21 protein-coding genes are annotated in these 25,731 nt (G+C 57.2%); 2 read left to right on the top strand and 19 right to left on the bottom strand.

Going from position 1 to position 25,731, the window contains the following annotated elements; all coding sequences use genetic code 11:
* Nucleotides 1–37: 37 nt before the first annotated feature.
* From nusA to DWW73_RS07035, 4 genes are all read right to left on the bottom strand, one after another.
* Nucleotides 38–1,285: a transcription termination factor NusA gene (nusA, locus tag DWW73_RS07050; RefSeq protein ID WP_117758165.1), complete on the bottom strand. Its 1,248-nt coding sequence runs from the start codon at nucleotides 1,283–1,285 to the stop codon at nucleotides 38–40.
* A gap of 1 nt (nucleotide 1,286) precedes the next feature.
* Complete coding sequence (rimP, locus tag DWW73_RS07045) at nucleotides 1,287–1,781, bottom strand: ribosome maturation factor RimP (protein WP_022094168.1); 495 nt, start codon at nucleotides 1,779–1,781, stop codon at nucleotides 1,287–1,289.
* Nucleotides 1,782–2,039: 258 nt separating this feature from the next.
* Nucleotides 2,040–4,616, bottom strand: a complete 2,577-nt coding sequence (leuS, locus tag DWW73_RS07040; RefSeq protein WP_117779147.1) for a leucine--tRNA ligase — start codon at nucleotides 4,614–4,616, stop codon at nucleotides 2,040–2,042.
* Between the two features lie 259 nt (nucleotides 4,617–4,875).
* Nucleotides 4,876–6,387, bottom strand: a complete 1,512-nt coding sequence (locus DWW73_RS07035) for an IMP dehydrogenase (RefSeq protein WP_117765727.1) — start codon at nucleotides 6,385–6,387, stop codon at nucleotides 4,876–4,878.
* 193 nt (nucleotides 6,388–6,580) lie between these two features.
* On the opposite strand from DWW73_RS07035, the gene DWW73_RS07030 reads away from it, so the two are divergent.
* Nucleotides 6,581–6,925 (top strand): winged helix-turn-helix domain-containing protein, encoded by a 345-nt coding sequence (locus DWW73_RS07030; RefSeq protein WP_117779146.1) that lies wholly within the window; start codon nucleotides 6,581–6,583, stop codon nucleotides 6,923–6,925.
* On the opposite strand, the gene DWW73_RS07025 is transcribed toward DWW73_RS07030, so the two are convergent.
* The 10 genes from DWW73_RS07025 to DWW73_RS06980 all read right to left on the bottom strand — a co-directional run bounded on the left by DWW73_RS07025 (nucleotide 6,915) and on the right by DWW73_RS06980 (nucleotide 21,081).
* Nucleotides 6,915–7,913: a PLP-dependent transferase gene (locus DWW73_RS07025; RefSeq protein WP_233509164.1), complete on the bottom strand. Its 999-nt coding sequence runs from the start codon at nucleotides 7,911–7,913 to the stop codon at nucleotides 6,915–6,917. The two genes, DWW73_RS07030 and DWW73_RS07025, sit on opposite strands and share 11 nt — an antisense overlap.
* Before the next feature lie 39 nt (nucleotides 7,914–7,952).
* Entirely contained in the window at nucleotides 7,953–8,618 is a 666-nt protein-coding gene (locus tag DWW73_RS07020; RefSeq protein WP_089571688.1) for a DUF4956 domain-containing protein, read from the bottom strand.
* A gap of 3 nt (nucleotides 8,619–8,621) precedes the next feature.
* Nucleotides 8,622–9,413: a polyphosphate polymerase domain-containing protein gene (locus DWW73_RS07015; protein WP_117779144.1), complete on the bottom strand. Its 792-nt coding sequence runs from the start codon at nucleotides 9,411–9,413 to the stop codon at nucleotides 8,622–8,624.
* Nucleotides 9,400–11,169, bottom strand: coding sequence for a CotH kinase family protein (locus tag DWW73_RS07010; protein WP_117779143.1), 1,770 nt, complete (start codon nucleotides 11,167–11,169; stop codon nucleotides 9,400–9,402). The genes DWW73_RS07015 and DWW73_RS07010 overlap by 14 nt, the downstream gene beginning before the upstream one ends.
* Nucleotides 11,159–12,703 carry an exopolysaccharide Pel transporter PelG gene (gene pelG / locus DWW73_RS07005; protein ID WP_117779142.1) on the bottom strand — a complete coding sequence of 515 codons (1,545 nt, stop codon included), beginning with the start codon at nucleotides 12,701–12,703 and terminating at the stop codon, nucleotides 11,159–11,161. Before pelG ends, DWW73_RS07010 begins: the two co-directional genes overlap by 11 nt.
* Nucleotides 12,704–12,706: 3 nt before the next feature.
* Nucleotides 12,707–14,134: a GT4 family glycosyltransferase PelF gene (gene pelF / locus DWW73_RS07000; protein ID WP_117779141.1), complete on the bottom strand. Its 1,428-nt coding sequence runs from the start codon at nucleotides 14,132–14,134 to the stop codon at nucleotides 12,707–12,709.
* On the bottom strand, nucleotides 14,131–16,011 hold the full coding sequence (locus DWW73_RS06995) for a DUF2194 domain-containing protein (RefSeq protein WP_117779140.1): 1,881 nt from the start codon (nucleotides 16,009–16,011) through the stop codon (nucleotides 14,131–14,133). The genes pelF and DWW73_RS06995 overlap by 4 nt, the downstream gene beginning before the upstream one ends.
* On the bottom strand, nucleotides 16,008–16,913 hold the full coding sequence (locus DWW73_RS06990; protein WP_117779139.1) for a hypothetical protein: 906 nt from the start codon (nucleotides 16,911–16,913) through the stop codon (nucleotides 16,008–16,010). The genes DWW73_RS06995 and DWW73_RS06990 overlap by 4 nt, the downstream gene beginning before the upstream one ends.
* Nucleotides 16,910–19,048, bottom strand: coding sequence for a DUF4118 domain-containing protein (locus DWW73_RS06985; RefSeq protein WP_117779138.1), 2,139 nt, complete (start codon nucleotides 19,046–19,048; stop codon nucleotides 16,910–16,912). Before DWW73_RS06985 ends, DWW73_RS06990 begins: the two co-directional genes overlap by 4 nt.
* 623 nt (nucleotides 19,049–19,671) lie before the next feature.
* Nucleotides 19,672–21,081 carry a hypothetical protein gene (locus DWW73_RS06980; protein ID WP_117779137.1) on the bottom strand — a complete coding sequence of 470 codons (1,410 nt, stop codon included), beginning with the start codon at nucleotides 21,079–21,081 and terminating at the stop codon, nucleotides 19,672–19,674.
* A 75-nt stretch (nucleotides 21,082–21,156) separates the two neighbouring features.
* On the opposite strand from DWW73_RS06980, the gene DWW73_RS06975 reads away from it, so the two are divergent.
* A complete protein-coding gene (locus DWW73_RS06975) occupies nucleotides 21,157–21,360 on the top strand; it encodes a hypothetical protein (protein WP_117638224.1) in 204 nt (67 codons plus the stop codon).
* Between the two features lie 272 nt (nucleotides 21,361–21,632).
* On the opposite strand, the gene DWW73_RS06970 is transcribed toward DWW73_RS06975, so the two are convergent.
* The 5 genes from DWW73_RS06970 to DWW73_RS10305 all read right to left on the bottom strand — a co-directional run.
* Nucleotides 21,633–22,565, bottom strand: a complete 933-nt coding sequence (locus DWW73_RS06970; RefSeq protein ID WP_117779136.1) for an Abi family protein — start codon at nucleotides 22,563–22,565, stop codon at nucleotides 21,633–21,635.
* Nucleotides 22,566–22,836: 271 nt separating this feature from the next.
* Nucleotides 22,837–23,064 (bottom strand): DUF2188 domain-containing protein, encoded by a 228-nt coding sequence (locus DWW73_RS10410; protein WP_117776308.1) that lies wholly within the window; start codon nucleotides 23,062–23,064, stop codon nucleotides 22,837–22,839.
* 690 nt (nucleotides 23,065–23,754) lie between these two features.
* Nucleotides 23,755–24,654, bottom strand: coding sequence for a hypothetical protein (locus DWW73_RS06960; protein WP_199413484.1), 900 nt, complete (start codon nucleotides 24,652–24,654; stop codon nucleotides 23,755–23,757).
* Entirely contained in the window at nucleotides 24,641–25,153 is a 513-nt protein-coding gene (locus DWW73_RS06955) for a hypothetical protein (RefSeq protein ID WP_117776309.1), read from the bottom strand. Before DWW73_RS06955 ends, DWW73_RS06960 begins: the two co-directional genes overlap by 14 nt.
* 391 nt (nucleotides 25,154–25,544) lie before the next feature.
* A partial coding sequence (locus DWW73_RS10305) for a hypothetical protein (RefSeq protein WP_233509152.1) occupies nucleotides 25,545–25,731 on the bottom strand: 187 nt, incomplete at its 5' end.

Raw genomic sequence — 25,731 nt, 5'->3', positions numbered from 1 at the left:
GGGGTATGCGCTGGGACCTGCCCGGCGCGACCGCGCGCTAGATCAGGTCCTCCGCATCATCGAAGGCGTCGGTGTCGTGGACACCGCAGAAACGGGAGCCGGGACGGGCCTGGTTGCGGCACTGGATGCCGTCCTCGGACACGAACTCGCAGCGACGGACGTCCTCGTCCTCCTCGTCACCGATCAGGTCGGCGGCGGGCTCCTCGTGAACGGGAACGTTCTTGAGGATGTCGGCGGCAAGGGTCTCGGACTTGATGTCGATGTGCCAGCCGGTCAGGCGCGCGGCGAGGCGGGCGTTCTGGCCCTCCTTGCCGATGGCGAGGGACAGCTGGTCGTCGGGCACGATAACGCCGGCGTAGGCCTTCTCCTCGTCGATAAGGACGCGAGTGACCTTAGCAGGCGACAGGGCGTTGGCGACATAGACGGCCGGATCGGCATCCCACAGGATGACGTCGACGCGCTCGCCACGGAGCTCGCCCACGACGGCGCGAACACGGCTGCCCTTGGGGCCGACGCAGGCGCCAACGGGATCCAGGCGATCGTCGAGCGAGTGGACGGCGACCTTGGAGCGCTGGCCGGGCTCGCGGGCGATCGACTTGATCTGGACGGTGCCCTCATAGATCTCGGGCACCTCCTGCTCAAACAGACGACGCATGAGCTCGGGGTGGGTACGGGAGATGACAATCGGCGGACGGCTGTGCTCGCCACGAACCGGCTGCAGGTTGGAGTTGGGGTCGCGAACGTCGATGATCACGGCCTTGATGTGCTGATTGTGCAGATAGCGCTCGCCCATCGGACGCTCGTTGCGCTCGTTCTCGTAACGGCGCTGGTCGAAGTGCGGAAGCTCGGCCTCGACGCCCTCGCGGATCTTGACGATCGTGAAGTCGGGCGTGGACTGCAGCACGGTACCGCTAATGAGGTCACCGATACGGCCGGCGAACTCCTCGTAGATCTGCTCGCGGGCGGAGTTGCGCACGATGGCGTTGATCTCGGCCTTGGCGTGCTGGGCGGCGATGCGGCTCGTGTTCTTGGGGGTGACGTCGATCTCCTCGAACTCGGTGAAGTTGCCTTCCTCGTCCATGGAATCGTCGATCGGCTCCAGGCGGTAGACGTAGATCTTGCCGGTGGTGCGGTCGATGGTCACCTTGGCGCCCCACTCAAGATGCAGGATCTCGGCATAGCTCTTGGCGAGCGACTGCTCCAGGCGGTCGATCAGGTAGAGCTGGTCGATGTGCCTTTCCTGGCAAAGCTCCATCAGGGCGGTCATCATGTCGGATGCTGCCATCTTACTTTCCTTCCTTCGCGGGCTTGAAGTCGTAGGTGGGCTTCAACTTGCACTTTTTAACATCAGAGAAATCGAGGGTGACGGACTCGCCGTCCTCGAGCTCGAGGGTCACGTTCGTCTCGGTGGCGGCGGCAATCTTGCCGGCGTACTTGCGACGGCCCTCGGTGGCGGTGGAGGTGAGCTCGCAGTTCTCGCCCACAAAGCGGGCAAAGTCACGCGGGCGGCGCAGCGGGCGCGCCATACCCGGGCTCGACACCTCGAGCGTATAGCTCGAAGAGATGGGGTCGAGCTCCTCAATCACATCGCCGACCCATTTGGTGTTGGCCGTGACGTCATTGAGCGACAGGCTCTGGCCCTCGGCACCCTCGATACGCACGCGCACGCAGGGGGCCTTGGTGGCACCCACGAGCTCAACGTCGACAATGTCGACATCGTGCTGGGGAGCAACGGCCTCGAGCGCGTCGATGATCGCCTGCTCGGTCTTGGTCTTGACCATTGCGGCACCTCCATCCATACAAAAAAGAAGCGGGGCCGAAACCCCACTTCTTTCAATTACAACTTCATTTGCAAGCAAACTATACCAATAGCTGCGGAAACGTGCAAGCACAGTACGAATCTGCAGGTCAGCGTGCGCACAGGTTCTCCACAAGAATAGAACAATTGACCGCGGGCGCTTTGGGCAGGCAAAACAAAACGAGGGACGACCCAGCCGGATCGCCCCTCGTCTTAGAAGCATCAGCTATGCGTGCGACGTTTACTTGACCACAAGGTTGACAAGCTTGCCGGGCACGCAGATGGCCTTGACGACGGTCTTGCCCTCGGTCCACTTGGCGACGGCGGCCTCGGCGGCAGCCTGCATCTCCTCGTTGGAGGCGTCGCGGGCGACGTCGATGCGGCCACGGACCTTGCCGAGCACCTGTACGACGATCTGCACCGTGTCCTCAACGGACTCGGCCAGGTCGAACTCGGGCCAGGCGGCGGTGTAGACGTTGCCCTCGCAGCCGAGCGCCTCGTGCCACAGCTCGTCGGCCCAGAACGGGCAGATGGGGGCAAGGACGCTCACGATATCCTTAGCCACGCCGTAGCACATCGCCTTGTCACGGGAAGCGCCCTCAGTAGCATTGAGGTAGGCACTCGCGGCATTGACGAGTTCCATGACGGCCGAGATGGCGGTGTTGAACTGGCCGCGATCGAAGTCCTCGGTGCACTTGGCGATGGTGCGGTGACGCTCGCGATAGAGCTTCATCGCAACCTCGTCGAGCGCGGACTTGTCGAAAGCCACGTTGGCGTCGCCGGACTGGACGAGCTGCCAAACGATACGCCAGGCGCGCTTGATGAAGCGGTTGGCGCCCTCAACGGCCTTGGGATCCCAGTCGAAATCCTTCTCGGGCGGGGCGATAAACAGGATCGCCAAACGCATGGTGTCGGCGCCGTAGGGCTCGATGACCGAGCTCGGGGGCACGACATTACCCTTGGACTTGGACATGGTGTCGCCGTTCTCGTCCTTGACCATGCCCTGGCACAGCAGGTTGGTGAAGGGCTCGTCCACACTCAGCAGGCCCAGGTCGCGCAGCGCCTTGGTAAAGAAGCGGCTGTAGAGCAGGTGCAGAATGGCGTGCTCGATGCCACCGATGTAGTTATCGACGGGCATCCAACGGTCGGCGGCCTCGCGGGAGAAAGGCAGCTCGGTGTTGTGCGGGTCGGTATAGCGCAGGTAATACCAGCTGGAGCAAGTGAAGGTGTCCATGGTATCGGTCTCGCGCTTGGCCGGGCGGCCGCAGACCGGGCAGGTGGTCTCGTAGAACTCCTTGCACTCGGCGAGGGTCTCGCCGGCGCCCAGGTCCAGGTTCTCGGGCAGCGTCACCGGCAGCTGGTCCTCGGGTACGGGGACGATGCCGCAGTGCTCGCAGTGGATGGCTGGGATGGGGTTGCCCCAATAGCGCTGACGGGAAATGAGCCAATCGCGCAGACGGAACTCGACCTTGCGACGACCGCAGCCCATGGCCTCGAGGTCGGCCACGATCGCAGCCTCGCCCTCGGAGTGCTTGCCGCCGCGCATGCCGGTGTACTTGCCGGACTGGACGAGCGTGCCCTCGGCAGCGTGGGCGCAATCCCAGTCGACGGTCTCGGCATGGAAGGTATCGATGGTCTCGCCGCTGGCCTCGACGGCTGCGCGGTCGTCATCGTCCAGGATGATCGGCACGATCGGCAAATCATACTTGCGTGCGAACTCAAAGTCGCGCTGGTCGCCGCAGGGAACGGCCATGACGGCGCCGGTGCCGTAGTCGGCAACAACGTAGTCGGCAACCCACACGGGGACCTTCTCGCCGTTGACCGGGTTCACCACGTAGCGGCCGGTAAAGGCACCGTGCTTCTCGAGGGTGCCCTGGGCACGTTCGACGGCGGAGATATGCTTGGAGTCCTCGACGATCTTGGTCACGGCCTCCTCGTACTCCGTACCCTCGACGAGCTCGTGCAGACGCGCGTACTCGGGAGCCAGGACAAAGAAGGAGACACCGAAGAGCGTGTCGGCTCGCGTGGTGAAGACGGTGATCTTACCCTCGTCGCCCTCGATGGGCTCGCCATCCTGGTCGCACAGGGTAAAGTCGACCTCGGCGCCCTCGGAACGACCGATCCAGTTGGCCTGCATCTGCTTGACGCGCTCGGGCCAGCCGGGGAGCTTCTCCAGGTCATCGAGCAGCTCCTGAGAGTACTCGGTAATCTTGAAGTACCACTGCTCCAGGTCGCGCTTCTCGGGCTCGGTGCCGCAGCGCCAGCACTTGCCCTCGGTGACCTGTTCGTTGGCCAGAACGGTCTTGCAGGTGGGGCACCAGTTGACCGGGTTCTTCTTGCGGTAAACCAGGCCCTTTTCCCACAACTTCTCAAAGATCCACTGACCCCAACGGTAATAATCGGGGCTGCAGGTCTTGACCATGCGATCCAGATCGTAGGAGAAGCCCATGCGCTTCATCGTGGCGAGAGCCTGGTCCATGTTCTTATACGTCCAGGCGGCAGCCTGCGTGTTGTGCTTGATGGCGGCGTTCTCGGCAGGCAGGCCAAAGGCGTCAAAGCCGATGGGGTGCAGCACATCGTAGCCGCGCATGCGGGCCTGACGGGCCATGGCATCGCCGATGGTATAGTTGCGCGCGTGGCCCATGTGCAGATCGCCCGACGGATACGGGAACATCTCGAGCACGTACTTCTTGGGCTTGCTGGCGTCGGTGTCGACGGCAAAAAGGTTGGAGTCCTCCCAGGCCTTCATCCACTTGGACTCAATGGCCTGCGCGTCGTAGGCAGGGATCTCATCCTTATGATCTGTGCAATCGCACATATCAGCTCCTTTAATCTTTAATGGGGTCGGTCGGCTTAGCTTTATTCGCTACTGCGGACAGTCCTGCGCAAGACGAAGAGCACATTAAGTGCTCTTCTTTGCGTGCGGAACTTGTAGCGAACAAAGCTAAACCGCCCGACCCTAAGGTTAACTTGACTGATGATAGCAAATACAACAAGCGAGATGTCTGCGACTTGCAGGCATCTCGCTTTATCTAAATAACGTGGTTGAGGCTCAACCTTTATGTGCAGGTCTTATCTTATCGATACGTTACGCTCTGTTGGGAGTCCTTGACTACGACGTCGTGGGCTCCGCCTTCGACGATCGAGGTCGAGCTTACCAGTGTCAGGCGTGCCTTTTCCTGGAGCTCGGGGATCGAGAGGGCACCGCAGTTGCACATCGTGGACTTGACCTTGTAGAGCGTGCCGCCCACGCCGTCCTTGAGGGAACCGGCGTAGGGAACGTAGGAGTCAACGCCCTCGACGAAGCTGAGCTTCGCGGCGCCGCCCAGGTCGTAGCGCTGCCAGTTGCGGGCACGCGCAGAGCCCTCGCCCCAGTACTCCTTCATGTACTGGCCGTTGACGTTGACGCGCTCGGTCGGGCTCTCGTCAAAGCGGGCGAAGTAGCGACCCAGCATCATAAAGTCGGCACCCATGGCAAGGGCGAGCGTCATGTGGTAGTCGTAGACGATACCGCCGTCGGAGCACACGGGCACGTAGACGCCGGTCTCCTCGTAGTACTCGTCGCGAGCGCGGCAGACGTCGATCAGCGCGGTGGCCTGGCCACGGCCAATGCCCTTAGTCTCGCGGGTAATGCAGATGGAACCGCCGCCGATACCGACCTTGATGAAGTCGGCACCGCAGTCGGCCAGGAAGCGGAAGCCCTCGGCGTCGACGACGTTACCGGCACCGACCTTGACGTCCTCGCCGTAGTTGGCGCGGATCCACTCGATGGTGCGCTTCTGCCACTCGCTGAAGCCCTCGGAAGAGTCGATGCACAAGACATCGGCGCCGGCCTCGATGAGCAGCGGCACGCGCTCGGCATAGTCGCGGGTGTTGATACCGGCGCCGACCATGTAGCGCTTATCGCCGTCGAGCAGCTCGTTGGGGTTGGTCTTGTGGCTGTCGTAATCCTTGCGGAAGACGATGCCCATGAGGTGATCGTTGTCGTCAACGATGGGCAGAGCGTTGAGCTTGTTGTCCCAGATGACATCGTTGGCAACCTTGAGGCTGATGTTCTTGTCGCCCACGATGAGCTGCTCACGCGGGGTCATGAACTCGGAGACCTTCTTCTGGTGATCATCGCGGCTGGGGCGATAGTCACGGCTGGTGACGATACCCAGGAGCTTGCCCTTGGGAGTGCCGTCGTCGGTGACCGGCATGGTGGAGTGACCGGTCTTCTCCTTGAGCTCGATGACCTGCTCCATGGTCATGTCGGGGGTCAGCGTGGAATCGGACTGAACAAAGCCGGCCTTGTGATCCTTGACGGCCTTGACCATAGCGGCCTCGGACTCGGGGGTCTGGGAACCGTAAATGAAGGACAGGCCACCCTCGGTAGCGAGCGCGACACCCATGTCGACGCCCGAGACGGACTGCATGATGGCGGAAACCATGGGGATGTTCAGGGTGATTGCCGGCTTCTCACCGCGCTTGAAGCGGGTTAGCGGCGTCTTAAGAGAGACGTTGTTGGGGATGCACTGCGAGGACGAGTAACCAGGGACCAGCAGATACTCCGAAAACGTGTGGGACTCACCGGGAAAGAACGTAGCCATGTTTCTCCTTTTTCCATGCGACCGGTCGGCTGCAGGCCTCGTAGGACCCAGCCCAACCTTGGGCGCCCAATACTGGGGAAGTATCTTAACGCACTTTGACTGCTACAATGCATGATTTAAGAAGAGCACACGAGGGTTTGACGCAGGCTTTGCGTTTGCCCAGCAAACACTTTAGCGGGGAGACGTGGAGCACATGGAGTACAAGACAACGGCAAAGTTGGTCATTCAAGCGTGCGACAAGGATCTGCCGGGCGTGTTCGGCCACGGCTGCGTCTTGCTGCTGCAGGGTATTGCCCGCGAGCACTCGCTCAACCGTGCCGCCAAGAGCATGGGTATGGCGTATTCCAAGGCCTGGCGCATTGTGAACGAGGCCGAAGGCCAGCTGGGCTGCAAGCTCATCGAGCGCGACGGCGCCCGCGGATCCACGCTCACCCCCGCCGGCGAGCGAGCCATAGCGGTCTACGAGGAGCTGCAGACCGACATCAACAACGTCATCGCCACCAAAGCAAACAACCTCATCGCCAGCATCAAAGAGTAGCTAATTTGCGGAGGGCGTTGTCTAGGGCGGCGGCTACGGTTAGGGGGTCGTCGGTGCCGGCGAAGAGGCGGATGGTTCCCCCCTGCTTGCCGCGTGGGGCCGAAAGGCGTGTCGTTGCGCCGCCGGCGGGCGACGTGCGGAACTCCCCCGGCAATGTGTCGAACAGCTCACCCGCACTTCGCACGATAAGGTCAAACTCAACTGCCGGGCCAAAGCCGTGCTCGAGGATTCCCGTTGCAACCGCATGATCGGGATGCGAACCCAGCCCAGGATAGCGAACGTTACACACCATCTCGTTAGCAGCCAGATACTCGGCCAGAGCACGGGCGCGATCGAAGTGCGCCTGCATGCGGGTATCGAGCGAGTCCAGCCCGCGTTCTAGCACGTCGGTCTCCTCGGCAGACAGGTCAAGCGCGGGCGCACCGCAGCCCGCAAACAACGCGTGCGCGCACTCTGCAGCGGCATCCACGCGATGGCGCTTAAGCTGCGAGCGCGCCACCGAAGCGGCGACGAGCTTGCGCGGCGCAACGCCGGCACACACGCGGTCGAGCGCCTCGAGCGAAAGCACGGCGCCCAGACGCAACGGGTTGCACCCAAAGACGCCCGACACAGTGTTATCAACCACGAGCAACGCATGCGACTCACGAGCCGCGCGGCCCAGAGCGCGAAGGTCGGGCACACGCAGACCAAACCCGCCAATAGAGTTGACGAACCACCACAGGTGAGGCCCCTCGACCTCAAACGAAACATCAAAGCCCTCGGATGCAACAGCAAACGCCGCAACCGACGGCTCCCCCACGAGCACAACGTCGCAGGCATCAAAGCCGCGCGCAAACGCATCGGCAAAGTCGTCCGCAAAGGCCACCAAGCGATCGCCGGGCTGCACAATCCCCAGCATCGACAGCGCCGCCGGCACATGCGAGGCCGCAACAAGACACGTTTCACGTGCGCCGGCCCTTACGGCCCAGGTCTCTTCAAGCTGCTGCACGTCCAAGCGACACCGCCCCTTAAATAAAACTGAACCAAACTAGCCGTGATATTCGCCGTTGTACTGGATGAGCGTCAGGTCCTCAACGCCATCGAGCGCGCGGATGGCGTCGGCGTAGGGCATGTCCACACCGTCCGAGAAGACCTCGACGGCCATCTCGACCTTGTCACCGCGCATCGTCTTGGATTTGACGGTGAACTTGGTGCGTCCAAACGCGCGAACGATATCATCGCCGGTGGTCTGCCCCGTGTAGTGGATGACCATCATGTACACGCGCGCCTTGTCCTGGTGGCTCGCAAAGCCAGCGATCATCACCACGATCACCACTGCCGTGAGTCCTACGAGCGCATACATGCCGGCGCCCGCCGTAATGCCCGTGGTAATGGCCCAAAACAGATACAGCAGGTCGAGCGGGTCCTTGACCGCCGTACGGTAGCGGACGATAGACAGAGCACCGACCATACCGAGCGAGATGACCACATTCGTCGAGATCGCGAGCGTGACCATGCAGGTGAGCACGCACATGCCCACGAGCGTTACAGCAAAACTGCGCGAATAGACCACGCCGGTAAAAAAGCGCTTGTACACGTAATAGATCAGGATGCCCATGGCGAGCGCCACAAGCAGCGAAAGGCCGATCTTGGCAGGGTCGACCTGGCCAAACGCCTCCAAGACGGAGTTCTTAAAAAAGTCCCTGGTGCTCATGGTCTAAATATCCCCTCGGTTCCCAAAATCCGATTCCCAGTAGTTAAAACCGCGCAGGTAGGCGGTCTTGTCATAACACAGGCAGTACTTAGAGACCGCCGTGAGTTCGGCCGCACCTGGCGGCACCATATCGCGCACCAGCTGTGGGCAAAACTCGGTAAACTTGACCTCCATCACCAGCTTGCCGGGCTCCAGCACGGGCAACGCGGGCAACGTCGCGTCAAAGATGTCAAAGCTTCCCACCGCCGCACGCACGTTGCTATCAAAGGTAATGCGCACGGTGCCCTCGTCCATCACCCACGGCTCACGCTCGTAGTCCACGATGGTCCGCGGGCGCATCATGTTGCAGATGCACTCGATGTAGAACTCGCGACAGAGCGGATAAGGGCTCCTCAGCAAAAAGTCGTAGTCGCCGGCCAGAATCTGCTCAAACTCGCCACGCGTGAGTGGCGCGTCCTCCTTGTAGATCCAGCTGCCGTACTTCTTTTTGCGCTCGAGCTTAATCACCTTGTCGCCGCCGTTATAGATGCGCACGCGATATTTTTTTCGCATAAGAATACCGGCGTCTTTTTCCTCGTAGGCCGAGTTGCAGTAGTCGTCAAAGTACAGGCTGCGAATGGTGTAAACACCCGCCCGCGCATACTTGTCCAGTTTAAAAACCGGCGCCATGCGGCAGGCAAGCGCAGCGTGCTCGCCCTCGTTAATGAGATATTTGAGCTCGTGGCGGTAACGCTCCTGCGTGGCACGCACAGGCGGAGCCGTAAGGCGCTCAAGCAGCGCGCTAGCCCTCCTCATACGTGTCCTCCACGACCTTACCACCGTCCTGCACGTAAAAACACTTCATGCCGTAGTGTTTGCCGTCGTCGGTCACATAGTAGTCAAACGCATCTTGCGTATAGCCGTCTGAGTTGGTGGCACGCACGCGCACAAAATACTGGCCGGTATCGGGCGCATCGCAGGTCACCTCAGGCAGCAGCACGTCCTCGGCCTTAAAAAACACGTCCTTGATGGCATAGTCACGCGCCAGCTCCACGGTATAGCGAATGTCGCGCGCCTTAAAATCGTAGGACGCATCCCAGTTAATGCGCAGCTTACCGTTATCGATCTGCGGCACGCCAATGTAGAACGGCATGGGCTTTTTATAGCTCTCGCGAAAGCTCTTGTAGTTCTCCTCGATCTCGGAGGGAATCGCCGCGGCGATTTGCTCGTATTGGTCCTTGGTGACAGGCAGATTGTCGATATCGGGCGAAGCAAAGACCAACGATTCGGTAACCTCGCGATAATGTCTAATCATCTTGGCCAGGCGCGCCTCGGTCATATACGAGCGCAGGTCCTTTACGGCGCGGTCGAGCTCACTGCGGAACGATTTGCTGCGCAGCGCACGATTGAATAGCACGTTGCCCCAGTAGTTGCTTACGCCGCGCTCCCAGCTCGCATAGTCCGAGAACCCGGCAAGAGAAAGCTCCAGCTTACGCAGCATGCCGTCGTTATCCCAATCTAAAAAGTACCAGGTATTTGAGTTGAGCGGGCTGTACAGATAACAGTTACGGTTCTGAGTATCGCAGTTGCCCGTCAGGATCTGAAACGCCAGCCAATAGACCAGATTCTCGGTATCAAAGTAGGTGTCGAGCACGTTATCGATCTTTTGCGATTCGTCGTTGAGCGCATCGAGCATCTCGATGAGCTTGGTGTGGTCCGAATCGCCCTTAATCTCGAGCATGCCCTCGAAGTTTGCCTGGTTGTAGTCGGGATCGTCGGCAAGTTTAATGGTGTCCTCGTAGCGATGGAAATCAAAGCTGTTCACCTTGTACAGGTGCCCGCTCTTATCCAGGCCATGTGCCTTAAGCGCCGTCTTGTTGAGCTGCTCCACCTGCGTATACAGGCCGTAGTCCTCAAAGGTATCGTTGGACTTTTCGGTCTGGTCGCACACCCACAGATGCACAAACTGAGTGCGCAGGCCCATCATCTGGGGAATCCCGCGGATAAGGTCGTAGGCCATCTTGTTACGAAAACGCATACCCTCGCCCATGTGCTTGTTGAGCGCAATCGCGCGCTGTTGGCGCCAGGTGCCCTTGCCTTTTTTGAGCTCCACCTTGTAATTCTTTTGCGTGTAGGAGCTCGATGTCTGGCCGCGCACCTGCACGGTGGCATTGGGCGCTTCCTCGCCATAGCCAACCTCGCCGGCCACCGGGCCATCTTCGTCGCCCGCCTGCAGCAGGCCCATAACCTGATAGCGCGTCACGCCCATGTCGGCATAGTCATACACCGAGTACGTGTTGATCTCGGTCCAGCTATGGTCCGTGTTCTCGGAGCTGTTGCCGCGAGAGACCGTCAGGTACATGGTCACAATGTCCGAGTCGTCGTAGACCTCGTACAGCTCGTCTTTATCGCGTAGGTGCTTGGTACCGTCCGAGGACTCGGCCTTTTTAATCTTGTCCTGCTTTTTTACCTTATTTGTCGAGGATTCGTCCTGAGATGAGCAGCCCGAAAGCAGCAAAGCACCGGCAGCCGCTTCAAACAGGCGACGGCGAGACATCATCTTATCGGTCATCAGAACCTCCCCAATGGTTACGGTACACGCGAACTACTGCGCGCTGAAACGCGCCGTGCGGCACGCCCTTGCAGCGGCACTCCTCATAGCGCTGCTCGGCACGGTCGAGCAAGCGGCCCAGCTGTGTAAAACGACCCGTTTTGTCGGTCGCCACAATGGGCTGCTGGCTCAGGATACGATACGGTAAGTTGGCGGTATAGGTATCGAGCCGCAGCAGCGCCACGATAAAAAACACCACCGCACCCAACAAAAAGCCAAAGCCGTAAAACTGCTGCGGCAAAAGCAACAACACGGCGGTCGCCAGCCCTGCCACACCGGCAAACAGGCCCGAGGCCAGAACGGCTCCCTTGTAGTCGGTAAAGTACAGCAAGATAAGCAGGATCGTGTTGCCCACGGCATACAGGCCGTAGCCTACGCATAACGTGCGAAAATACCCGTGCATAAGATTGTTAAAGCCCAGCGGCAGGGCCGAGAGCACTGTAGTCTCGAGCGAGATGACCGCCGCGGTCACAAACAGCTGCTTGAGCGCGCAAAAGCGCAGTTCGCTGTTGAGCGTGGAGAGCATCTCCTCCTCGGCCACCACAATATCGCCCACCACGCCGCCGTCGTTGAACAGGCTGTAGTAGTCACGGTAGCGCGGATAGAAATTGACCTCGACCGACACCACAAAGTTGACGGTCGTGACGAGTGTGGTCAAAAACGCAATGAGTGCCGGAACGTCATGGTAAGGAGCCCCGTAAAACAGGCCTTTGATCTGCACGCCAATAGGGCCCGCCCAGATAATAACCAGGTGTACGAAAAGCCCCAAGTTGGTAAACAGCCCCGTAAGCGCAAGCGGCATAAATTGGTCGAGCCAGCGCAAAAAACGCCAGGGACTCCGATCACTCTGTGGAAAATACCGGTACAGCAGTACCACATCCCAGGCAAGCATGACGCCGTAGCCTAGGGCGATTGACGCCAACAGGCCCTCGACCGGCGGCAGTCCCAACGTCAGCGCTGCCAGGGCGCACAGGCACGCCACGCCAATGGCGGCCGCAAAGCTGCACAGAATGCCACGATAATCTTTGATGGCCGTGAGATAGCTCATGCCGTTCCAGTTGACGATCATGATGTTGAAGAGCCACAGGCACAGCAGCCCCTGCAGCAGCGTGGCCCCCGAGAACAGCAAAAAGACGCCGTAGAGCACCGTGCCCGCAACGAGCATGATGGCATTAGATCCCCAAAACGAAGGCAGGATCTCATCCTCGCGCTCGGCAAAGAGCATGTCGGCCAAAAAGCGCGTGACCGGCATGGAGAAAAAGCTTGTGAGCGTAAGCGAGGCCAGCAGTGTATAGGTCACCATGCACACCAGCAGATCCTGGTTGGCGCGCCCCACGCCCCACAGACCGCACAGCACCAAGATACCCACCTGGAGCAGCACGCCCAGCAGCATGGGGCCCGTGCACACAATGCCAGCGTAGCCATAGGCGCGCATCGTGGCAAACAGACCCTTGCGCCTAAACAGGCGCTTGAGCTCAAAACCGATTCCGGCCACCGGCTACTCCCCCTCTCTGGGCAGGTCAAACGCTTGCGCCGTCTCGTCGTACAGCGCGCGATAGTTGGCGAGCATCTGCTCGTGCAAAAAGTACGTGGCGACGCGACACTGGCCGCGCTCCCCCATCTCAATGCGGCGGGCGCGGCTTGTGCACATGCGCTCCATGGCATCGGCCAAGCCCTTGCGATACATGGGCGGCGTCACAAAACCCGCCACGCCAAAGTCGTCGCCCGGGGCGCCTTCGAGCAGCTCGCGGCAGCAGCCCACCTCGGTCGTCACGCAGGGACGGCGCGCTGCAAGCGACTCCAGCACGCTGAGCGGCTGGCCCTCGGAGATGCTCGTCAAAATGGCAAAGTCGAGCTTTTCCATGTACTCAACCACGTTGACGCGGCCGGTAAAGATCAAGTCGCGCACGCCCAGGGTATCGACCAGCGCGTGACACTCGGCGCCGTACTCCTCGTCATCCACGCCACCCATGATGTGCAGGCGCACGCGGGGCAGGCGCTCGTGCAGCTCAAAGAAGGCATAGATCATGGTCTTGACGTCCTTGATGGGCGCCAGGCGCACCACCGCGCCAATGTCCACCCAGCCGTCATCGGTCTTTAAGGGAATTTCCTTAAAGCGGTCGAACTGGATGCCGTTGGGGATGACCAGGCATTTGTCCGCATCACAGCCCATATCGATCTGCGTCTTGCGGGCGTTGTGAAACAGGCTCGTCACGCGAAAGGCGCGACGGTAGATCTCCTCCGAAAGCAGGTAGAAAAAGCGGATCCAGCGGTCCTTAAACGACGGCACCACCCAGTCGGCGCGAATGATCTCTTCCTCGCGTTCGCGGGTATAGATGCCGTGCTCGGTGAGCAGCACCGGCGCATGGTGAACGCTTGAGCCCAGGCAGGCGAGCAGGCCGCCATAGCCGGTTGAGATGGCGTGGTACACATCGGCCACCGGCACCTCGCTGCCCAGCAGGTAGAGCACGGGCAGTAGCATGGAGCGCATGGTATGGAATGCATCGGCAAAGGGCGTGTATGGGTACTCGGCCAGGCACACGTCGCGAAAGATATCCATAAACGTGCGGCTCTGCAAAAACGAGAGCGGATGCACGCGACGGCGGTGGAAGATATCGAATAACACGTCCCAGTCCGGATTGGAGAGCGACACCAGACGGCGTAACGCCTCGCGCTCACGGTCGTTAAAACTCGCTTCATGTTGCTCGCCCGAAAGCCTCAGGGCATCGTCCAGGAACACCTCGCGCACCTCGACCACGTTGCCGGGCAGCTCGTAGACAAACTTGCCGCGGTCGGCAGCATGCGCGCCGATCACCCACAGCACAAACTCGTGCTCGGGCATGGCCTGGATATAGCCATGCATCCAGGTAGATACGCCGCCGTGCACATAGGGGTAGCAACCCTCGAGTACCAAGCAGATTCTCATCTGTCGCCACCCTCCTTGCGTGCAATGGTCACCGTCTTGTCCGTGGCTTTAACCAGGTACAGATCGCCCGTCAGATGCGTAATCTCGCCACCCGTGACTGCACCCGGCTCGCCGTTGTTGGCGCGGAACATGAGCCACGCCTCGTCGTGGAAATTGCCCAGGCTGAGCGTCCAGGCATCCGCACTGGTATCCACACTCACCGTCACGGACGAAAAGCGCTGGATGGCGCCCGAGCATTCCGAACCGGTCTGACGCCGCAGGTCGGGCGCAGACTTGCTAAGCCAGTCCAGGTAGTCGGTCAGGCCGCCCTTGTAGACCTCCCAGCCCTCCTTGGCGCCGCGATCGGGATCGAGCAGGTCGTCCGGGTGCATAAAATGCGTGCTCACATAGTGCATGTTTAGCTCGGACACGGCAGCCAAGCGCATATAGGAATCGTCGACCATGCCGCCCGAAACAATGCGCGGCTGCTCCACAATGCCATCGCTCGCCACGCCAAACTCCTGCACGTACGGCAGGTCGGTACCGTCCTCAAAATACGTGCTGGCGATGGTCTTAATGCGCGGAACGTCGGTGCCGATAAGCTTGCGCGCGCGGGCCGAAAGGATATTTGACGGCGGCACGTAAACCGAGCCGTGCGCGTTGGGCAACACCTCATCTTGGAAGGCGATAAGCTCGTTGAGCGATGCGACGAGCGTTTCCTTGTTCTTCCAGGTCTTGTAGTCATACAGCGTGCCGTAATCGGTATCCCAGAGCGCCAGAGGCTGATGGTTGTAGCCGTGAAAGCCCAGCTCTCCGCCCATCTGCAGCAGCATGCCGCCAAAGTAGCGGAACTGCGTGGTATCGGCCTGGCGCGCGGGCTCGGTCTGGTTGACCGCATCCTCGTAGTTTTCGATCATCACGCCGGTATAGCGAATGCCGTATTTTTGCGCGAGCTTTTGCAGATCGGGCCACCAGACCTTGGTGTAAAAATCCGAAATGGAAAGGCCGTAGTCACGCTTGATGTAGGTGCCGTCGCCCGAGGGCACGGGGCTGGGAAAGTCGTCCAGATAGAAGACGGCGCTGTTGATGACCGGATAGGACGTGGCATCGCCCAGCAAGCTTATGGCCGAAGCATAGAACCCACGCATGACCTTGTCGTAGATGCCGATATTGCACACCACGGTGCGACCGCTACCGCAGTCATTCGACCAAATGAGTGGGGCGCCCGCATCGCCGGTCTTAGCCCACACACGAGCCGTCTCGCGCAGCGAAACCGAAAGCGACGAATCAAAGGGGTCCGAGAGCTCGTAGCGATCTCCCCCGCCCAACATAAAGTCCTCGCTCGGAACGATACTTTCGGCTGTCGCATAGTCATATCCGGCCGATTCGATACCAAGCTTGGAAGCAATAGTCTGCAGGTAGTTCGAGTTATCTGGCGTCATGCCCAGCATAAGCGAACCGCCGGCACTCACCCAACTCATAATGTCGCTCAGGTGCGTACCGAGCCCATCGAGCGACGGCATGAGCAAAATCACGCGATCGTAGGAGGTCAGCGAGGGAATGGCATCTGCGCCATCCACGGCAAGGTCCACGTCGCGGTGCGCGATCTTCATGTCAAGCAAGATCTGGTCGAACTGCTCTTTGACGTCCTCGACGCCATCTTGGTCCGAGTCGGTAATAACCAAGCACGTGGGCTTTTGGCCAAATATTGCCGAGGAAGCCGGCGCCGCATCGTTGGCGGCAAGCATCCCCAGCTTATGCTGGCCCGCACTGTACTGTACGCCGGCGCGCTCCACCAGCAGCACGGCCGCCATGGCAATAAAGACCGCCCACACCACAAGCAGGCCCATCCAGCGAAAATGGCCCGCACGGTCGCGGATGCGCAGCACAACGCTCATCGGGCCTCCTCTCCATCGCGCCAAAACGCCAGCTTTTCGCGGTTGGCGGCGCTCAAGTACACATGCTGTTTGTCGATCGCATCGATCACACGGTGGACCTCGTCACCGTCGCGGCGCATCACGGCCAGGCGCAAGCAAAGCATCCAAACCTCCTGCTCCTCGGGCACGTCGAGCACCAGCTGGTCGGTCACGGCCTGCGCCTCGTCGATCTGTCCGACATCGGCCAGCGCCGTCGCGTATCGAATGCGCAGCTCAAGGGTGTCCTCGCGCTCGCGGCGGCGCGCAAGCAAGCGAGCATACTGCTGACGCTGAATCTGAGCCACGCGTCCCTCGGCCAAGCCCGAGTTCAAGTATTCACCAAGAAAATCGCAATATTCGTTGAGGTTTTGCGCGCTCGGGTCTGTCTTAAAGGCACGCTCCAGCTGCTGCAGTTTAAGGTCGGACTCCTTGGAGATCTGCGCCACCGCCGTCGCGGCATAGTGCGCCACCTCAACGTCGTCGTTAAGCTTAGCCGCCTGCAGCTGCGCCAGGTACGCGTCGGGCTCCTCGGTGAGCATGGAGAGCATGAGGCGGCGCCGGTATGCCGGGTCGTTGACGATGAGCGCCTCCTCGAGCGGCACTACGCCTGCATCATCCTCACCACTCGGTACCGGCATACTGCGATGCAGGTCGTCGTTGAAGCGCAGCGACTCCAGCGCAGACTCTTTCAGTCCCTCGCCAAACACCGCGCTGCGGACCGATAGCAGAGCCACCAGCAATGGGCCCCACAGCGGCACCAGCACTATCACAGGCAACATGTGCCCGCGCACCGGCAGCAGGCCCAGCTTCATGAGCGTCCACAGCACCAGGCAAACCAGCGCATGAATCAGCAGCAAGACGGCAGCAACGACAAGCGAGATCAAGCGGCACCCCCCTCACCGTCACCGGTGTAAGAGATGTGCTGCAACAGCGCCACGATGTCCTCGCCGTCGACGGGCTCCACCGCAATCTGCTTTGTGCTGAGGCGCTCGCGGATAATGGGCAGATCGCACGCCTTTGCCTGACGCATAAGCAGGTAGAGCACGTCGCCGTCGACCAAGCCCGCCGCATCGTTCTCGCGGATAGCCGAACCAATCGCGCCCACCAGCTCGCCGACAGGCTCCATGCCCGGCACCACGCGCAGGAGCAAAAAGCTCCCCATCTTGCTATCTGCCAACGCCTGCTCCGCCGCGAGCTCTTGGCCAAAGGCCGCCTGCTTGAGCACGCAAGTGCCGTCAACGCAGCGCTTATCCTGCGCCACCGCCTCATAGTCAAAGGCGCGCCCCAGCGCGCTTTCGACCAAGCCGCACAAGATGCGGAACAGGTTTTGGTAATAGAGCGTCATTTGGTTTTCGGCCGCACGACGCACAAAAATCAACACGGCGGGTGCCCCGTCGCGCTCGATCGTGTATCCAAACATGGGAAGCCCCGGCGTCAGCTCGCGGTTCACCCACAGATTCGAACGACCCCCGTCGCCCAAAAGAGGTGCAAGCTGCTCAAGCGTGAGCGAGCGTGCAGCATCTTCCGCAATCGCGGGACTTGCTGCCACCAGGCGTGCAAATGCCCCGCCCGAAACATGGTAGATCGCCACCGAATCGTTCTCGAGGATCTCGCCCAGAAGCTCGCAGCACTTGCGATAGATGTCGCGTGGGTTGAGCACGTCAAGCTCCTGCGTCACGGCAAAGATCTTGCCAAAGCTGTCGTGGCGACCCACGATCTGGCGCCTGTACGCGCGCTTGTCCTCGATCGCGTCGTGGTAGAGCTGCGTAAGGAACGTATTGCGGTTGCGCGCGAGCTCGTTTTGATCGCGCTCCGCCCTAATGGCTTCGCTATTGCGCAGCTGCACATAGCCGCACACGGCACCCACAACAAAGTACGCAATAAACGGCAGCCAGTTGGACGGCTCGTAGAACAGGCCCTGGAAGGTATAGCCGTACAGAGTAAAGTAACTCGCGGCCAAACCCACCGACGCCAGCAGCGCCGCAACCAGGCCAAAGTCCAAGCCATACAGCGTGCCGATGAGCACCACGTAGAGCAGGCGATAATCGAGCACGTTGAGCTGGGTCGATTGAGAGAACAAGCGCTCCAGCACTTCAAAGAGCACCCAGGCGACTGCCGTCTCCAGGCATTTGACAGGCAGCGTGCGCATTTGAATGCGGTCGATGGCCGCGCGCAAGGGGTTGACCTTCTTTGCACGACCAGCATCCCAGCGAGCCTGAATGGTCGAGAGGTCGCGTAGCAAGTCGTAGCGCTGAAACCAGCCATAGCACACGCGAGCGACGTCGCTGGCAGGCAGGGCGTAGCCGGCAGAATCGCCATAGGCAACTGAGAGTCCTGGGAACAGTGCCTGAAGGGCCTCGCCCACCTCACCCACCGTGTGATGGAAGGTATCGACTACGTCGAGCGTCTCAAAGTTACCATTCCAGCTGTCGAAGATACGGCGTACCAGCACCGAAAGCTCCTCGGCACACAGCAGGGGAAACGCCGCATCCTGCGCGCCCTGCAGAGCGGCCGATCCGGTTGAGCACGCGTCGAACAGCGGCACCAAAAACGGGTCTTCCAGCGCGGCAGACGCGGTATACAGGAACGGCACGCGCAGGATCTTAGTCTGAACGCCCTCGCGAGCAGCGTAGTAGCGGCACAGGTCGTTGGCTGCGTGCGCGATAATGCCCTTGCCCGTTCGCCCCGCGGCATCGGCGGCACCCTCGGCACCCGCGGGACCTGCTATATACAACAGCTGGATCCGGCGACCCGCGCACGTACGAAAGACCGAGCGCAGCAGCTCGATATCGCCCACGGTATCGGTATGCGGGGTTAGGTAATTAGACAGGTAGACCACGCGGTCGAACTCGTAGGCCTGCTCCAAGTGCTGGAGCAGCTCTTTCCACGAGGCATGGGGCGACGACTCATCGCGGCGCGCTTCCTGCGCGGCTACAACCTTAACGTGGTCCCCAGGGAATGCCTTGGCGCAAAAGTCATCGTCAACATATGCGGTGTTGCCAACAACCAGCACCTCCATGGCGTACTCCTCCCCTAAAATCCACTTCTGTCATAGTCAAACATGCGTATTTTACGCTGTCAACGCGAGTTGGAACGCCTTTAAGGCTGTTTTAAGAACTTTTTTAGAGGATGTGGGGACATCAAGAGTGCTAAATGAGCGACCAATTCGGAAGTATGCGGCAAATTCTAGACATGCCGACCATACCGTATAGCGACATCGCTTCTACCTGCGGTTTCTTTTCATAAAAAGGACAGCGTACCCGAGGGTTCCGAAATTTACCGCATACTTCCGGCGGATGATTCCGGAAGTGCGGTGAAAAACCGAGACCTGTCGACCAGACCCCTGTTTTGGGCATCCGCGACCTGCGGTTTTGTTGCCAAAAATCGGGGTGTGCTCGGCGGTTTTCGGTTTTTCCTCGCACTTCCGAAAAACACGCTTAAACCGCGCGTCCCGAAGCATAAAACCGCCGGATATTTGCTTTTCCCCAAATGGGATCCTTGTTTTGCCAAGCCGAATCTTACATCTAAATAAAAAAGAGGGCCGACGCATCAACCCTCTTCAGGTGTCGCCCGAAGGCTTCCACCGCAATTAAGTGTATTCTAGTCGTTAACCTATGCTTGTGAAAGGCAAAGATGATTCAACTAGCCAACAAACATCCAGTCACTACCGGCAGTACTCGGAATCTTAGACGAATCGCCGATGCACACGATGGTCGCCGAAGCGCCGGCCACATACTTGACCTCAAGAACGGAAACACCTTGCTCCTTAAGCCTTGAGGTCATCTCGGTTATCTGAGTTTTATTCACGTCATTTTTGCTGACCAGCTTAACGCCATTGGCATCATTTTCATTCAGGCAGGATTCAACCGTATTGTAATCGGACCAATAACAGTACTCTCCAGAAAGCCATCCAAGCTCAGTGGCGCATATCGATCCAGTCGCAGAAACCGTCTTTGGAAGCAATCCGTAACGTTGCCTTTCCTCAAATTCCAGAACATCGCAAAATACGTGATTAGCATTAAGTAATCTCGTTCCACAATAGTCCCCATAAAATGGCGCAAAGTGATTGCGGATAGTCCGCGACAACATCAAGTAGTCGTAGGTGTAATAGCCCATGAAAATTCGCAGACCGTCTCCCCCGGATCCCTCAGCAGAACGACCGAATTCAACAAGGAACTGGTCCCACATGCTCTCAATATAGGGAATTGCGAGTTTAACGCTATCCCTATCAGACAGAGGAGTCTCGCTCTTCTGCTGCATTATCCCCGTAGTATTTGCCAAATGGAAATGAGCGGCCATACGCTCGATCGTTCGGATGAACTCAGGACGATTCCCATCCTCTATAGCCATAATTGCGAAGAAAACACTTCTCAACAGGAGATCATTCGAAAAACGCTGAGGTAAAAGATCACCATATTCACGCTCGTATGCGAATAGCCTGGCTTCGCCCGTATCAATTGAAGAGTAATTAAATACGGAGTACGACGGAACAACATATGACGGAATGACATATGAGCGCACACGGCTACGCTTAATTTGATAACGCTTAAAAAAGGTGGAAATCCAAAAGGTCACAACACCAAATAATGCCAGCTCAAACTCAAAGGCAATACTCGAAGTATCAAGCACATCTAGCCCCTGTCCTCCGAGATAGCCATCGATAACAAAGTGATCGAATGCGACGGACAGCAAAAGAGACATGAACGCCTCGAATGAGAAAGGAAGGGTCCGGTACCGCAATTTACCCCTTGCATGCTTGATTACCCCAAGAAACAACCAATAGAAAAGGGTGGGCATGTATCGCAGCGAAGGACCTGGAACTGAAAACGCATCGCAAATCGCAGCCACAATAAACACGGGGAGCTGGCAACAAATTGTTGGAGCGAGAATTCGGTAGGCAACGTTCAACCTGCCCGACTCATCGGAGGGGTACAGTTCTTCGACGGTGTATTGCCCTCCAATCGCCAAGGGCCCAGCAAAGCGGACAAGCTGAACGCTCACCAAACCGGTAAAGACATAAAAGACAATCCAAAGAATAGTGACCGATTCCACCTGTAAACAATCTCCTCAAGTCATACGCTTGCGATTAATTGTAGATAGACAAAATTGAACAGGAAGCGACAATATTTGAAACTGTTGTTTTACGCTCCCCGGATCAAATGCCTTCAATTAAGAAACCCGGCGAAAAACCAAGACTACAAAATCGAAGAATACGCCCATGCAGAGCTTGACCTGAGCAGCAGCCTCACTGGCTTTTCCTGGAAGGTCTCGGTAACAAGTCTCGAAGAGGCGCAAGACGGCCTCATGTTGAAGCTGCCGCATCGCGTATAGTCAACCCAGCACGGGTCAGAGCGCCGCCGGGGACCAAAGCGGGCCCACCATCCGTCCCCTCCCCAACATTCCCCAGAAAGCTCGCTGATGTTGACTGGTGTTCCCGTAAAATAAACCTCAACAAAATATGTGCGGAGTGCTGGCCTGGAGCTGCCTTCGGACCCTATTGGCTGCTCACCGAGAGGCTCCGCTATGAAACGACCCCTTTACTACCTGCTCTGCGCGATCTCATGCGCATCCAACTTGTAGGGTAAATTCATCGCTCGCGTCGATTACGACCCCAATATTTCCTTAGGAAACACGCTCGGCAAATCGTTAACGCCCATAGCGAAAAGCACTTTTGCGCTGGCATCGTTGCTGAGCTCGTCGCTCAACTTAAGTGCATCAAGCAGTATATTTCGGCGTAAAATCTTATAGTCATCCTCAGTCAGCACTAGCTCAAGATCGCTTAAAACCCCTACTAGATTGACATCGTGAGACGGAGATACCCTGGCGCAGAATAGACGCTCGTCATGCGCACAGATATTTCGAAAATCTTTAATGTGATCATATGCAAGTCTTAGCCTACGTGGGCTGATGCGCTTATCGACTTCATGGGTCTCAGAATAGAGATCGGAAAACGACTTGGCAATGGAATTTCTCATGCTTTCTGGCTGAAACTCGTAGAACTTGAATGCCTGACCAAGCATCAAATAATTCATAAGAATCCATACCGGCGTATTATCGTGATTATTCTCATAATGCCGAATATAGTCCCTTTTATAATCGCTTTTCCATTTTTGAGACCTACATAGCACCTTCTCGAAATCACAAATGAGCGTGTCGATCTTTTTTCGATAACCAGCATCAGCACGGTAAGATCTTCTATCCAGGTATGCTTCCGGGCTATCTTTATGGGCCATTGCGAAACGATAAGAACAGACAGTTTTAAGAATCGCTTCCGCCTTGTTAAAGTACTCAAACATGAGCAGACGCAATGAACGGTCAAATTCGAATAAACGATATATATCAGAAAACTTCGTACCTTTTACGAATAGCTCGTGGCAAGAATCTCCGCGCTGGTCGAGAAATAAATCCTTGTAACCGTTAATAACCGGATAGTATCCCTCGCGCTCCAAAACTAAACGAGTATTGTTATCGCATTCGAGTCCACGGCTTTCAAGAATAGCAATCTGCTCATCAATAGATTTAAATGGTTTATCCATTAGGACCCCTTAAACGCGAAAACCGCCTTTCGGCGGTTCCCACGGACCAAGCCGGACGTACCGTCGCAAGGCCTCATCACAACGATTACTTTAAGGGAGAACTCGGGGTCCGTCAATCCAATACCACGAATCCCCCAAATCAACCCTTTGAAGAGACCAAACAACCAATTCAGGTAAAATAGCCCCAAGCTCGTATTTCGCCACAATGAAGAAGTCATTTAGCGACAACGGACGCGATATAACGGGCCGTTGTCGGCATGGAGCCGACCCCTTATCCCCTCGGTGGGAAGGGGTCGTGGCCATGGGAATCCCTTGCGCGGATTCTGCCGTCACGACGATGGATGATCAACTCCGACTCTTGATTGGAGCAGATGCGTCGACCGAGCTTTATTGCCTCGCTCTGCGTTGTCGTAACGAAAGAAGCGCGACATGCCCCTTCGCCCTTAACCTGCCAATTGCCATCCGAACGCTTCGTAATGTGCTGATTTCTACCTTTCATAATCACCTCGCCTTCAACTCTGAACTTGCCGATGTGTCTACAGCATGAGATATGTGACAGAAGCCCTCGTGCCGTTTTTTCAAAAGTGTAAGCACTGGCGCGGACAAAAAACGAAGCGCACACAGCAGGACCGTTGACCCACCTGGCTTTCTGGTCGCCCCGCACACCCAGGCGAAAGAGCTTTGGGACACTGAAGTTCGCACCCAAAGAGGCGTACATTGGTAAGCTGACGGACGAACGCCTCTATATAAACGCAGCCAGCTACTACCATGATCTACCCGGCGAGCAGGGTGATTCATTGGAAGCGTCTTTAGCGTACGGGACGGGTATCTACGCCAGCTGGCTCTTGCCGTTTTCCGCATGTTCACGGTGCGAGAGAGCGACATCGTTGACAGCACATAACATTCCCCGCACGGTAACGTCTTTTACGGTGCCTCAAATCTAAGCTCAACCGCCGAGGCATTCCAGGGCATCCCGCGTAACCCTATTAACAAAACGCCTAAATACACATCATTACACTCATGAAAAAAGGGCAACACTCTCTTGTCGAAAGCGTCACCCTTAAAGCTCCCGTAGAGCTTTTGTATCACAGGACAATATCCTACACCATCTCAATGAGATGAAAGGACACATCTAGGCCTGTCGGGTAAAAGCGTGGGCAGGCCACGAATGAACGAGACGACAGCAGGACTAACGGTCACCGCAATCAAAAGAGCCCAAATAATGCAGCGCACCCTTCACTCGCGGAGCATTAGGGTCTTCACCCAAGAAATTGACGCTATAAGAAGGAGCTCCAACATAGACATGAGTCTTACCGGTCTCGCAACAGAATAAAATATCGCCAGCGCTGTTCTGTGTCAAAGTGTTGCAATTCGAGTAATAATCAAGCTCGTCTGACGGGGCTTCTCCTACAACAATCAACCGAGGCTCCAACTTATCCAGCCATGTCTTAGGGACGCGACCGGACTTCCGTCCATGATGCGGCGCAAAAAGAATGTCCACAGGCGAAAGCGCAATGTCATCTTCGATCGCCTCCATGTAGTCATTCTCCATGTCACCAAGCCAAAGCGCACGGACCCCTTCATCAAGAGAGTAGACAATCGCAGGACTAATATTATTGGGTTTATCAGAGCTTTCGGCATCCCGCAAAGCATCCCGAAAGGTCTCATTATTCACATCGGGCCAGAGGACGCTAATCCCAGCAGAACCGCGCTCACCATCAGAAACGTTCATCCATTTGCGCTTACACCCCTTGTATATTTTGTAAGCGCACGACGACTCCTTCAGATCTTTATACTTTTTGAAACTCTCAGTCTCCGTGGACTTGGAGACATTATTGTCAACGTAATAGAAATTCTTAATAAGCCCGAGCTCATCAAGATACTCAATACCCTGAATATGATCTTGGTCCGGATGCGTACTGATAAAACGAACGACGCCCTTTTTCCCTGCAAGGTTTTTGACCTCATCAAGGATTTCCGACTTACGCTCATCGGTAATATTACAGTCAATCATGCTGAAGTTATCAGTATTGTGATTGATATAAAACATGTCGCCGTTATCAACGGATAGAGACTTAATCTCGCTCATGGTTATCACACTCCTCAAGATTGAAGTTGATTCGTTTTTCTACATACCGTTCCTGCTTGATCCAGGAGGCAACAAATAAGGCGATAAAAGAGCACAGCGCCGCTGGAAGCCGATGAGATTCCGGCAACAATGATGCAAGCAGAATAATTACGAGCAGGACACCGGCCCCCGCCAGGCTGCGATACATATTTGAAATCATTAAGAGCTGCTCGACCTTTGGATCGCGTTTCTGAGCATATGCAAAGGCAGAATAGTCCCGCTTTCCGGTCGGTTGTAGTTTGCGGACCAAAGGTTCAATGCAAAGAGAGCCAATCCGCGACGCAATAAGACCGAGAACATAACTCATCACAAATAGTGCCAGCCAGTTAGAGCAGTCGATACAACTGCCCAACGGCATCTGACTGACGGAATATGTTACGAGTGCACCCGGTAAGAGCACATTGAACAGATCGTAAGCAGAGATTTTTCCAAGCAAATCATCTAGATAGTTATTGGCCAATAATTACGCACCTCCAAGAATCCAAAAGCCATCCTTCGCATTTTTTACAAACTAACCAACCCCGCCACGCAAGTGTCAGGTTCTTGAAGAAGAGCTATTTGGAAATGATTTGAACAAACGGGGGCGCATACTGCTGTTGACCAATAAGCGCACACGCCCCTAAAGAAATTTAATGGACCATCAATATGGCCTCGATTTTGACAACTATTCCATCCGACTCCTTCCGAACAATTAGGTTGTAATGGGGAAACGACGCTTCTCGTTGTTTCAATTGTAGCCCTTCGCCAGTTCCATATCCTGTTTTCTTTTTTGATGATGAGCACAAGATGTTGTGTTTTAACAGGTAAACGCAGCTAAAATAATGCGGAACTTATTCACGCGAAATTACGAGTCAGCTCATCCCCTTGTAGACAGCGCCCTTGACCTGCATGAAAACATAATTAGACTCAATCGCTTTCGCCCGGTACAAAGTCATCCACATCGAATACCTGTTCGAAATTAACAAAAGATTTTGCTTGACCAACAGGTGACGCATAATTTCTTTCGCAAATTGACAACCGCATAGCGGAACACGGCCC

This window comes from Collinsella sp. AF16-8 (assembly GCF_003462695.1).
Taxonomy (GTDB): Bacteria; Actinomycetota; Coriobacteriia; order Coriobacteriales; family Coriobacteriaceae; genus Collinsella.
This window is presented reverse-complemented; position numbering and strand designations above follow the sequence as displayed.